General features: G+C 51.1%; 10 protein-coding genes. 8 read left to right on the forward strand and 2 right to left on the reverse strand.

Annotated features, from left to right (window positions below; translation table 11 throughout):
• Nucleotides 1-143 precede the first annotated feature (143 nt).
• From NST83_RS13855 to hydF, 8 genes are all read left to right on the forward strand, one after another.
• Nucleotides 144-533: a VOC family protein gene (locus NST83_RS13855; RefSeq protein ID WP_137063393.1), complete on the forward strand. Its 390-nt coding sequence runs from the start codon at nt 144-146 to the stop codon at nt 531-533.
• Between the two features lie 224 nt (nt 534-757).
• The gene (locus tag NST83_RS13860) at nt 758-1,249 is read left to right on the forward strand and encodes a DUF2294 domain-containing protein (protein ID WP_252361810.1); all 492 of its coding nucleotides are present in this window, start codon (nt 758-760) and stop codon (nt 1,247-1,249) included.
• Nucleotides 1,250-1,378: 129 nt separating this feature from the next.
• Nucleotides 1,379-3,541, forward strand: coding sequence for a formate dehydrogenase subunit alpha (gene fdhF / locus NST83_RS13865; protein ID WP_342414633.1), 2,163 nt, complete (start codon nt 1,379-1,381; stop codon nt 3,539-3,541).
• Nucleotides 3,538-4,167: a 4Fe-4S dicluster domain-containing protein gene (locus tag NST83_RS13870; RefSeq protein ID WP_342414634.1), complete on the forward strand. Its 630-nt coding sequence runs from the start codon at nt 3,538-3,540 to the stop codon at nt 4,165-4,167. The genes fdhF and NST83_RS13870 overlap by 4 nt, the downstream gene beginning before the upstream one ends.
• Nucleotides 4,168-4,200: 33 nt before the next feature.
• Nucleotides 4,201-5,706: a [FeFe] hydrogenase, group A gene (locus NST83_RS13875; protein ID WP_342414635.1), complete on the forward strand. Its 1,506-nt coding sequence runs from the start codon at nt 4,201-4,203 to the stop codon at nt 5,704-5,706.
• Between the two features lie 183 nt (nt 5,707-5,889).
• The gene (locus NST83_RS13880) at nt 5,890-6,480 is read left to right on the forward strand and encodes a 4Fe-4S dicluster domain-containing protein (RefSeq protein ID WP_137063397.1); all 591 of its coding nucleotides are present in this window, start codon (nt 5,890-5,892) and stop codon (nt 6,478-6,480) included.
• Nucleotide 6,481: 1 nt separating this feature from the next.
• Entirely contained in the window at nt 6,482-7,930 is a 1,449-nt protein-coding gene (locus NST83_RS13885; protein WP_342414636.1) for an aspartate ammonia-lyase, read from the forward strand.
• Nucleotides 7,917-9,170, forward strand: a complete 1,254-nt coding sequence (hydF, locus tag NST83_RS13890; RefSeq protein ID WP_342417957.1) for a [FeFe] hydrogenase H-cluster maturation GTPase HydF — start codon at nt 7,917-7,919, stop codon at nt 9,168-9,170. The genes NST83_RS13885 and hydF overlap by 14 nt, the downstream gene beginning before the upstream one ends.
• A 112-nt stretch (nt 9,171-9,282) precedes the next feature.
• Here the strand turns inward: hydF and hydG are convergent, their stop codons facing one another.
• Together hydG and hydE are read right to left on the reverse strand one after the other, a co-directional pair.
• On the reverse strand, nt 9,283-10,695 hold the full coding sequence (hydG, locus tag NST83_RS13895; protein WP_342414637.1) for a [FeFe] hydrogenase H-cluster radical SAM maturase HydG: 1,413 nt from the start codon (nt 10,693-10,695) through the stop codon (nt 9,283-9,285).
• A 65-nt stretch (nt 10,696-10,760) separates the two neighbouring features.
• A complete protein-coding gene (gene hydE, locus NST83_RS13900) occupies nt 10,761-11,804 on the reverse strand; it encodes a [FeFe] hydrogenase H-cluster radical SAM maturase HydE (protein ID WP_342417958.1) in 1,044 nt (347 codons plus the stop codon).
• Nucleotides 11,805-11,897: the final 93 nt, after the last annotated feature.

Raw genomic sequence — 11,897 nt, forward strand, 5'->3', positions numbered from 1 at the left:
ATGACAATAGTAAATTATTCCACAAGTCAGCTCTGTATGTAGTAGTAATATTGGCGTCTGGTTCAGTAAAGAAACTTGTACCTATAGTAAGGATTAGGATCATCGAGTTGGGTAATTACTTATACAAAGGAGTGGAAAAATCAATGATTAGTAAAGTCGGTCAAATTATGTTGTATGTAAATAACCAAAATGAGTCATTGGATTTTTGGACAGAAACAGTAGGATTTAATGTAATTTCTGAAGAAAATAACGGCCAAGAAATGAGATGGATTGAAATTGCTCCTGCAAAGGGTGCAGAAACAAGTATCGTTCTCCATAATAAGGAGTTCGTCGCTAAAATGTCGCCTGAACTAAATCTCGGTACACCCTCTTTAATGTTTTTTTCGGAAAATCTCGATAAATTACATGGCGATTTATCCAATAAAAATGTCAAAGTTGGAGAAATTGTAAATATGCCCTTCGGAAGGGTATTTAACTTTGCTGATAATGAAGAAAATTACTTTGCTGTAATGGAAAAAAGTGAATTACGATAAAAATGGGATATGGACCAATATTCCATTTTTGTAAAAAAGTAAAAACTCTCCGAAAAAGCCCTCCATTTAAGAGGGCTTTTTCATATATGCTGGCCACTAAACTAAAGTCATTCGGTTGACCTCCCTAACCGCCAATCACGTCCCCCAACCCAATCTATGTAAAATTATGGCTCAGTGTAATGAATTTCACATCTTTCCTGGTCAACCTGTTCTACCATAGAAGGGTGATACGCCGTGCTGGGCAGACCACCTTGGGCGGGACGGGTGCGTTCTGCTGCAAATCAGCTACACAGGCTGTCCGGCATGTGCGGCAAGCACGCTTTTATTTTGATTCGAAGCGGAGTGTCCAGATGTTGAATACCGAATGGGAATATCGTGAGCGCATCAGGAAGCTGGCCGTATGCATTGTCAAGCATTACCGGGGAAAAGGACCGGACAACGTCAAGGTTTCACTGGATTCGCCACTCCGGATTACGGTAGAAATTCGAGGAACATTATCCAACCTGTCCGAAATTCTCGTTCATGAAGGGGCCGAGGACAAGGTCAGGGAATATTGGAACGTCCTTCGACCTTATCTGGAAAAGGAGTTTATGAGCGAAGCGGAAAATACACTCGGCAGTCCGTTTACTTACACCTGGGAGGTCTGTCCCTCCGTCCATGGAGACGGACACATTATCATTACTCTCGAACTACAACACATACACCGGTTGGATTAGCGGGAAGGAGCTTGTCTCCTCGCCCGCCGATAAGCCAGTACAGGGTGCAGCGTAAAGCGGCATTTTTGTATTGGCTTTTTTTCATGTTACGAGCTTCATCTATTTCATAATAAAAGAGGTGCTGCACACATGACAGACAAGGTATTGACCGTATGTCCTTACTGCGGAAGCGGTTGTCAGCTTCATTTGCTGGTGGACAAGGGACAGGTAATTGGCGCGGAGCCGGCAGATGGTCGTACAAATGAAGGGACACTTTGTTTGAAAGGACATTATGGATGGGATTTTCTGAATGACCCGCAAATTCTGACCTCACGCTTGCGCAAGCCCCTGATTCGCAAAAATGGAGTCATGGAGGAAGTGGAGTGGGAAGAAGCCATTCAATATACTGCTGAACGCCTTTTAGCCATCAAGGAAAAATACGGACCCGATTCCATAATGGGAACAGGTTCCGCACGTGGTCCGGGGAACGAAGCCAACTATGTCATGCAAAAGTTCATGCGGGCGGTCATCGGTACGAACAATATTGACCATTGCGCTCGCGTATGCCACGGCCCTTCTGTGGCAGGCCTGACATACTCTCTTGGAGACGGGGCCATGTCCAATTCCATTCCTGAAATTGAACATTCCGATCTTGTTTTCGTATTCGGCTATAATGCACCCGAAACGCATCCCATCGTCGCACGGCGCATTGTAGCTGCCAAGCAAAGAGGTGCCAAAATCATCGTATGTGATCCGCGCATGACCGAAACCGCCCGTATTTCGGATTTGTGGTTGCCGCTAAAGGGCGGTTCGAATATGGCTTTGGTAAACGCTTTTGGCCATGTACTTGTGCATGAAGAACTGTATGACAAACGGTACATCGAAGCGCATACAGAAGGCTTTGCAGAATACGTAGACAGCATTAAAAAATATACGCCCGAATACGCGGAAGGCATTACGGGAGTCAAGGCAGCCGATATTCGGGCGGCGATGAGGGAATATGCAAAGGCCCCTACCGCTACAATTCTGTACGGGATGGGCGTATGCCAGTTTTCGCAGGCCGTTGATGTGGTTAAGGGTCTTGCCTCGCTTGCTCTACTGACCGGAAATCTGGGCAAGCCAAATGTGGGCATTGGACCTGTACGGGGACAAAACAATGTACAGGGCTCCTGCGACATGGGCGCATTGCCGAATGTGTATCCTGGCTACCAGGATGTAACAGACACCGCAGTTCGCAAAAAGTTTGAAAAAGCATGGGGTGTCGAGCTGCCGCGTAAAAAAGGATATTCTCTTACGGAGGTACCGCACCTCATCCTGAAGGAGAACAAGCTGAAAGCTTATTATATTTTCGGCGAGGACCCTGTGCAAAGTGATCCGAACGCCGCGGAATTACGTGAAGCGCTGGATAAAATGGAATTTATCGTCGTACAGGATATTTTCATGAACAAAACGGCGCTGCACGCCGATGTCATCCTCCCTTCTACCTCCTGGGGCGAGCATGATGGTGTGTATTCCTCGGCAGACCGCGGCTTTCAGCGTATTCGCAAAGCGGTCGAGCCGCAAGGTGACGTAAAGCCGGACTGGGCCATTATTAGCGAAGTTGCTACCGCCATGGGCTACCCTATGTCCTATGCAAACACAGAGGAAATTTGGGATGAAATGCGAAGCCTCTGCCCGTTATTCGCTGGAGCAAGCTACCAAAAAATGGAGGTGCAAGGTGGAGTACAGTGGCCCTGCCCTACAGAGGATCATCCAGGCACACCGTATTTGTACAAAGGAAATCAATTTTCCACGCCTAGTGGCAAAGGCCGATTATTCGCCTGCGAATGGCGTCCGCCGCAAGAACAGCCGGATGCAAAATACCCGCTTGTCTTGTCCACAGTCCGTGAAGTGGGGCATTATTCCGTACGCACCATGACTGGCAATTGCCGTGCTTTACGCCAGTTGTCTGATGAGCCTGGCTTTATTCAAATTAGCCCGGAAGACGGAGCAGATCTGAACATTCTGGATGGCGAAATAGTCGCCATATCCTCCCGCCGTGGACGCATCATGGCACGCGCACAAATCAGTGACCGTGTACAACACGGTGCGACCTATATGACCTATCACTGGTGGGTTGGAGCTTGTAACGAGCTGACCGCCGATTTTCTAGATCCGGTATCCAAAACCCCGGAATTAAAATACTGTGCCATCCGGCTGGAACGGATCGCAGACCAAACCCAGGCCGAACGTGATGTACACGAATCGTACCAACGGATCCGCAAACAGATGAACGTCCAGGAAGCTGTTTTGGCGGATAAGGTGACGAGATGAGCGGCGCACGAAATACGCTGAACCGTCCGACGAGTAGAATGGGAGCAGCCGATAGAACAAGCGCTGTTGCTTCTTCCTTTGTAGTCGCAGATGCCGGGCACTGTATCGGCTGCAAAGCCTGCGAGCTGGCGTGCTTCGCTGTTCACAGTCAGGCTAACGGCATAGGCGCTTCGGTCGGAACCGTCAGCGTGCCTGTCGTACCTAAGGTGTATGTTGTACGCGCCGGGGATACGTATGTGCCTGTGCAATGCCGGCATTGTGAGAATGCACCCTGCGCACATGCCTGCCCGGTTCAGGCCATTCGACAGGAGAACGGTGTGGTCATGATTGACGAGGAGCTGTGCATCGGCTGTACCTCTTGTGTTTTGGCCTGTCCCTTCGGTGCCATTGAAGTATCTACCGTCTACCGGGAAGGACGTGCCATGACGCAGCCCGGCTTGACCGACCGTGCCGCTCACAAGCCTCTCCCCCGGACTGCCGCAGGCAAATGCGACCTGTGCGCAGACACAAACGGAGGACAGCCTGCCTGTGTAGAAGCCTGTCCAAACGATGTACTACGGCTGGCTATAGTCGAGTCCGATCTGCTTCCCGAGCGTCGGCGGGAAGTCTTCTTCCCTCGCCTGTAAGGCCAAAATCAGCCGCAGAAAGGTAGAAAAAAGATGTCCATAACAACTAACAATGCCTCTTCGGCTCCTTGTAGGGAGACGACGGATTACACCAACCCCATTATTCATATTGACCCCAGTATGTGTACCGGGTGCAGACGCTGTGCAGGGGTTTGTCCGGTAGATGCCATAGAAGGCCAGCCTGGAGAGCCGCAAACCGTGAATGCAGACCGCTGCGTGATCTGTGGCCAATGTGTACAAATATGCAGCGTATACGCATCCGATTGGGCTGATTCATCCCCATGGGTAGCCGACAGCAGAAGACAGGAGCGTCTGCGTGAGCGCGATATGCCTGCTGACATCGGTGAGCCCCTATTCGCTGCCTACTATAGCTGTAGCCTGAAAAAGGTAACCGACATGATGGCGAAACCGGGACAGTTCCGGATCGTCCAATGTGCTCCAGCCATTCGCGTATCAATCGCAGAGGAATTTGGTATGCCATTTGGCACGCTCACACCAGGTAAAATGGCTGCGGCTCTGCGCCGTCTTGGCTTTGATCGGGTATATGACACCAACTTTGGAGCTGATGTCACCATTATGGAGGAAGGCACCGAGTTGATTCGTCGTGTAACCGAGGGTGGGCCGCTACCGATGTTTACCTCCTGCTGTCCGGCTTGGGTTCGGTTCGCCGAGATTGAATATCCCGATCTGTTGGACCATTTGTCCAGCTGTAAATCCCCTATGCAAATGTTAGGCTCGCTGGTCAAAACCTATGGTGCCCAACTGGACGAGGTGGAACCTGCGAGCATTTATAGCGTTGCGATCATGCCCTGTACCTGCAAGCAATTCGAATGTGATCGTCCTGAAATGGAATCCGACGGTTACCGTGACGTGGACGAGGTACTGACAACGCGTGAACTGGCATATTGGATCAAGGAGAGCGGCATTGATTTTATGGATCTGCCAGATGAAGAATTTGATTCACCGCTAGGACGTTATTCAGGAGCAGGGTCCATTTTTGGTGTGACCGGAGGCGTTATGGAAGCGGCCATCCGTACAGGCTACGAGCTGCTGACGAACGAAAAGCTGCCGAAGCTCCAACTGGATTTTGTACGCGGCGAGGAAGGCGTTCGTGTCGCGGAGGTTCAGGTGGGCGAGCTGCAGCTTAAGGTAGCGGTCGTCGCGGGGCTGCAACATGCCTATGGACTGCTGGATCGTGTGCAGGCAGGGGAATGTGATTATCATTTTATTGAGGTAATGGGCTGTCCTGCCGGATGTATTAGTGGAGGTGGTCAACCCAAGCTCATGCTGGAAAAACACCGGATTGAAGCTTACCGGGCACGCAAATCCTCTATTTATGGACATGATGCGGGGCTTCAGGTGCGAAAATCGCATGAAAACCCTCATATTATTAAGCTCTACGATGAATTTTTAGGTGAGCCGCTTGGTCATGTATCGCATCATTTGCTGCACACAACCTTCCAAAAGCGTGGACCAGGCAAGCAAAGTCGTAGCTGTAATGTTCTTTCTAAAGAGGGTACAAATAACTCCATTCAGTAGCGCGTTAAGCCAAAAGGTTGAACCATGCGACATCCCCCCTCTCCATGCTTAAAAAGAAGCTGCTGAGTCTTGCTCATGTTCATCCTGTGCCCATCATATTCTGCACCAACGAATAATGCATTTCAAAACTTTTTATACTGTATCCATTGTATTTTGTTGTTAGTTAGAAAGGAGTCGAATTGTATGAACCGCTTTGTTTTAGCTGATCCCGATCAGTGTATCGGTTGTCGTACCTGTGAAATTGCATGTGTCATCGCACATTCAGCGGGTAATCCTTTTATTTCGCCAGATGACGAGTTTCATTTTCATCCGCGTCTAAAGGTCATCAAATCCTTTGGAGTCACTGCCCCTGTCCAATGCCGTCACTGTGAGGATGCCCCCTGCGCCAACGCTTGTCCGAACGGCTCCATTACGAACGCGGACGGTTCCATTCTCATTAACAGCGAGAGCTGCATCGGCTGTAAAACCTGTATGATTGCCTGTCCATACGGCGCCATCACCATGGTACCCGAATATCGGGACGGGCGGGCTGTAGTTCAGCATGGACTATATACCAATGTATCAGGACGTTTGCAACCCAAAGAACGAATGATTGCCAGTAAATGTGATCTGTGTGAAGGCGTAGAGGGTGGTCCCGCCTGCATTGGAAAATGCCCAACACGTGCCCTCAAGCTGGTTGAGCCGGATCTGGTTCAGGCTCGTGTTGAGGAAAAACGAGCTGCGAGCGCACGTCAGTTACTGCATATGACACGCATTCCGGCAACGGGTCTATGACATGACCGAAGCCTTTCCTCTGCAAAAGGATACGCGAACCGAGCAGGATGCGCTAGGGGAAATGGAGATTCCCGCCAATGCCTGTTACGGCATTCATACGGCACGTGCGATGAACAACTTTGCGGTCAGCGGCAGACCTGTAAACCGGAAGCTGATTCACGCTTTCGTCCTGGTGAAGAAGACAGCCGCTCAGGTGAACTGTGAGCAAAATCGGCTCCCTCCCCACCGGGCGGCTGCAATGATAGACGCCTGCGATGAATTGCTCGCCGGGCGGTATCTGGATATGTTCACAGTCGATGCCCTGCAAGGCGGTGCAGGCACCAGCACCAATATGAACGTCAACGAGGTCATTGCTAATTTGGCGATTATGCGGCTTGGTGGAAAACCCGGACAGTATGAGCTAGTACATCCGCTAGACGATGTGAACTGCTGTCAGTCCACGAACGATGTATATCCAACAGCATTACGAATTGCAGCCATTCGGTTGCTTCGTCCTTTATGTGACGCGATGGCTTCGTTACAAGAGTCTTTACAGCACAAAGAAACGGAATATTCGGATCTGCTCAAGCTAGGTCGCACACAGCTAATGGATGCCCTACCCATGATGGCCGGGCAAGGCTTTGGTGCTTACGCAAAGGCCGTGGCACGTGACCGCTGGAGGCTTTACAAAGCCGAGGAACGGCTGCGGGAAATCCCTATTGGCGGTACAGCGATTGGCACAGGCATGAATGCGACTCGTGCTTACAGCTATCGGATGGTTGAGAAGCTGGCGCACGAGACTGGCTTTGGGCTATGCCGAAGTGACCACCCGATGGACCTAATTCAGAATATGGATGTCTTTGTGGAGGTATCCAGTCTGCTCAAAGCCGCCGCTGTAAACCTTTTCAAAATATCGGGCGATTTTCGCCTACTGGCCTCCGGTCCTCTCGGCGGTATTGGTGAGTTCACTCTGCCTCCAGTTCAGGCCGGATCATCCATTATGCCAGGCAAGGTTAACCCGGTGATGGCTGAACTGGCCGGACTAACGGCGTTGCGCGTGATAGCCGAAGATGCAGCGATTACGATGGCGGCTGCCTCCGGGCAGCTAGAGCTGAACGCGTTCCTGCCGCTGATTGCCGAATCGCTGCTGGAATCGCTACATATTCTGGACGACGCAGTTCGGCTGTTCGATGAACGATGTGTACGCGGTCTGATCGTATGCGAGGACCATTGTTCAGTTAATCTGCGTAACTCCGCTGTGATGGCTTCTGCGCTGGTCGCGGAGCTTGGCTATGATGAAGCTGCCTCCATTGCTTCAGTGGCCATTGCCCAGGGCCGCACACCGGAGGATATTACCGAAGAACGCGGTCTGCTGACACGCTCGCGCATTGAGCATTTGTGCCATCCCTATGCAGTAACCAAGCCCGGTATTCCGGGGCAGGAAGAAGGAATTCATGATGGGAATGAATGATACCCCCCGTAGCAATCGACCGCACATCACCCTGCTCGGTCGCCGCAATGCTGGCAAATCCAGCATTCTGAACACCCTGACCGGCCAGCCAGCTGCCGTGGTATCTCCCGTAGGAGGAACGACCACGGACCCGGTTTTCAAGCCGATGGAGCTGCTCCCTGTTGGCCCCATTGTTCTGGTGGATACCGCCGGACTGGACGACGAGGGTGAGATTGGAGCACTGCGCCGCAACAAAACACTGGAAATACTAAATAGCACGGATCTGGCACTGCTAATCATCGACGCTACTGTTGGGATCAGCGCATTTGAGCACGGCTTACTCGAAAGGCTGCGCACCAAGAAAATTCCCGTCATTGGTGTATTAAATAAAACGGATATACTTGCAGAGACAGAGAAAATAACCGCAACGCTAGGGGCTGAACTGGATTTATCCCTGATTCCTTTCAGTGCCTCTAAGCTATGGGGAGACGCGGAACTGAAAAAGGCCATCGTGGATGCCATTCCGCAAAATGAGGATCGTTTCCGCATCGTCGGTGACCTGCTGTCGCCCGGCGATTTTGTCGTGCTTGTCGTTCCAATCGATAAAGCTGCGCCAAAGGGCCGACTGATTCTGCCACAGCAGCAGACGATCCGCGATACGTTAGAGAGCGATGCCATCGCCGTAGTGACCAAAGAGCATGAGCTACGGCTGACGTTGGAGCGCCTGGGACGCAAGCCCCGCTTGGTCATTACCGATTCACAGGCTTTTATGAAGGTAGCCGCAGATACTCCCAAGGATGTGCCCCTGACCTCCTTTTCCATCCTGTTCGCCCGTCATAAAGGTGACCTTGACGAACTCGTACGAGGTGCAAGAGCCATTGACCGTCTCAAGGATGGCGACCGCGTACTCATTGCAGAAGCCTGCACGCATCAATGTCAGTCTGACGATATCGGTCGTGTGAAAATCCCCCGTTGGCTCCGTCAAACGATAGGCAAACGTCTCATCATCGAGCACGCATCCGGTTCCAGCTTTCCTACCGATCTAAGCGAATATGCGCTGGTTATTCACTGCGGGGCCTGCATGCTCAATCGACGTACCATGCTTCACCGAATGGCAGAAACGGAAGCCGCCGGTGTACCCATAGTGAACTATGGAATTTTCATCGCCTATGTTCAGGGAGTCTTCCCCCGTGCCATCGAATGCTTTCCATCCGCTATGCTGGCATGGGAGCAAGCCGTTGGAGCTGGCAGCCATTCCTGAATGAGACGAATCATTGAAGCAACAAATTCCGCCCCATACACGCAAAAGCAGCCGCGTTGACTCTCACGCGGCTGCTTTTTATTTGCCCAATTCCAAAGAGAAGGTCGATATTCTAAAAATACAAATCCCGCTCGCCCGCCTCCAAGCGTTCCAGCTTGCCCAGTGTCAAACGACGTGCAGATTCGCGCGGGATACGCTCCAAATTATCACGCAGGGCGGCAGCCCCCAGCTCACGTGCCTCTTCATCCCCATAGTCCAGCAGATATTCTTGAAAGGTCAGCAGCGAATTGGGCTGGCATACATTATGAATCTGTCCTGATTTGGCAAGCTCCATAAACCGATCCCCCGTACGTCCTTCACGGTAGCAAGCTGTACAGTAGCTGGGCATGTAGCCGCCACGGCACAGACTTTTGATGATTTCCATCGGCGAGCGATGATCCCCAACCTCGAACTGTGGCTTATCATTCGTCTCTTGTCTCGCATATGCCCCTACTCCGGTAGCAGAACCTGCACTGATTTGCGATACACCCAAACCAATGACACGGTCCCTGAATTCCGACTCCTCACGCGTAGACAGGATCATCCCCGCATAAGGTACAGCCAGCCGAAGAACCGCTACAATTTTCATGAAATCCTCGTCGCTCACCAAATACGGATAGCGCTCCGGGTCCACATTTTCAGCTGGACGAAGCCGGGGAACAGAAACGGTGTGAGGACCGCAGCCAAACACTTCCTCCAGATGCTCAGCATGCTTAAGCATGGCTATAGTCTCATAACGGAAATCGTATAAACCATACAACACACCGATACCCACATCGTCTATCCCTGCTCGCATAGCGCGGTCCATGGCAGTCGTGTGCCAGTCATAATTTCGTTTTGGCCCTTGAAGATGATATTTGCGGTAGCTTTCACGATGATACGTTTCCTGGAACAAAATATACGTACCGATCCCAACCTCCACCAGCTTCCGATAATCCTCCTCCGTCGTTGCAGCAATATTGACATTAACCCGCCGGATACTTCCATTGTCTACCTTTACATCGTAAATTTGATGTAAACAATCGACGATATAATCAATAGAACAATGGAGCGGGTCTTCCCCCGCTTCCAACGCGAGTCGCTTATGCCCCATTTGCTGAAGCACTCTGACCTCCTCGACCAGTTCCTCCGGTGTCAAACGGCTGCGGGTAAAGCTGTCATTGGTATGCTTATAGCCACAGTATTCGCAGTTATTGACACAGTGATTGCTCACATATAGGGGAGCAAACAGCACAATCCGATTGCCGTAAATCTGCTCTTTCACCGCCCGTGAGGATCTAAACATTTCCTCCAGCAGTTCAGGATCATCCACATGCAAAAGAGCCGCCGCTTCAGTCGCACTCAACCCCCGGCAAGCTCTTCCCTTCTCCAAAATGTCTAAAATACGGTTGCGATCCGTTGCTTCCTGCTTTCCCTGCTCCACCGCTGCCATAATCTCTGCCTCATTGATGAAATCCGCCGATACTTTCTCCCGTACTTCACTCACGTAGATCCATCTCCCTTATTATGGTGAGGATTTCGCAAAATCCTTATGGTTAACTACTGTTTCTTTTATTGACTCATGAGCTGTCGTTGTACCCTCAGACTATCGCCACGCCCCATATCGACTTCAAACCCCGCTCCACGGATGCGCAGCTCCAGGCAATGTCGACATTGGGCAGATTCATCACCCAAGCATATTTTATTTTCATAAATAGCATACTTCGGCCTCACCCCGAGTGGTGATAAATTAGGCATAACTACATTCGCTCCCGCCTGTAGCGCCTTCTCCCGACCTTGGGGATGAATCGTTCCCATCGCTGTCGATGCTGGAATAAGCGCATCTGGAACGACTAACCGGGACAACGAAACAATATCCAGCGCCTTTTCCATGCTTCCCTGACTGGCATCCCGGAGCGGCGTGTTGCTATGCGGTAAAAACGGGCCAATCCCGATCATATCAGGCGATAGACTGTGTAGATAGACCAAATCGTCTGCCAAATCACTGTTCGTTTGTCCTGGTAAACCAACCATACATCCAGCCCCGATCTGAAATCCGATTCGCTGCAAGGCCAGCAGACGACTCCTCCTGCTTTCTATCGTCATCGTCGGATGTAGCTTAGCGTACAAACGTGGTGAAGCCGTCTCATGCCGCAGCAAAAAGCGGTCCGCCCCCGCCTCGTATAATAGCGCATAGGTTTCATCATCCCGCTCACCAATGGACAGTGTAACGGCCACATCGGTAAAACGCCTTTTGATCTCCCGAATCAGTTTCTCCAGCCGGGCTGCTGTGAACCAGTAATCTTCGCCACTTTGCAGGACAAAGGTCCGATATCCCAGCTCATACCCCTCCGCGCAACAGGACAAAATTTCTTCCGGTCGTAAACGATAGCGATCCGCCTGTTTATTCGAGGCCCGTAGCCCGCAATACATGCAGTCCTGACGACATATGCTGGAGAACTCAATTAATCCACGTAAAAAAACACCTTTACCGTAACGCTCCATTTTGATGCGAGCTGCCAATTTTCGTAACTGCGCCCGCACCGTTGGCTCTTCCTCCAGACGTGCCAACAGCTCCATCATTTCCGTATGCGTCCATTCCTTGCCGTCAGCCAGACGCAGTAATAATTCGTCCGTGACTCATCCCTTCTTCCCTCGTCCATCTGGACTCCACGTCGTCAGCAGCTTGTACCGTACATGTATTATTCT

Source organism: Paenibacillus sp. FSL R10-2782 (assembly GCF_038592985.1).
GTDB classification, from domain to species: Bacteria; Bacillota; Bacilli; order Paenibacillales; family Paenibacillaceae; genus Paenibacillus; species Paenibacillus terrae_C.